This is a genomic window from Mesorhizobium sp. (assembly GCF_004962925.1).
In the GTDB taxonomy this organism is placed as follows: Bacteria; Pseudomonadota; Alphaproteobacteria; order Rhizobiales; family Rhizobiaceae; genus Mesorhizobium.
The window spans coordinates 1-338 of the sequence record NZ_SUEO01000460.1; the positions used below are offsets into that span (position 1 = coordinate 1).

Genomic DNA, 338 nt, shown 5'->3' on the forward strand with positions numbered 1-338 from the left:
TCGAGGACATTCCGGTCGCCATCAAGACGATCGAGCAGGCGATCGCCGACAAGGCCTATGAAACCGGCCATATCCGGCCCTATCCGCCGGAAAAGAAGACCGGCAAGCGCGTCGCAATCATCGGCTCGGGGCCGGCCGGCATGGCCGCCGCCCAGCAGCTTGGCCGCGCCGGCCACGACGTCCACGTCTATGAGCGCGAGAGCCGGCCGGGCGGGCTGATGCGCTACGGCATTCCTGACTTCAAGATCGAGAAGCACTATATCGATCGGCGCATCGAGCAGATGCAGGGCGAGGGCGTGAGCTTCCATTGTGGGATCAATGTCGGCGTCGACAAGCCG

At 64.5% G+C, this 338-nt stretch carries 1 protein-coding gene; it reads left to right on the top strand.

All coding sequences use genetic code 11. From position 1 onward, the window contains the following. Positions 1 to 338 (top strand): NAD(P)-binding protein (locus E5W87_RS35700; protein ID WP_292408746.1); only part of this gene is annotated, 338 nt, incomplete at both ends.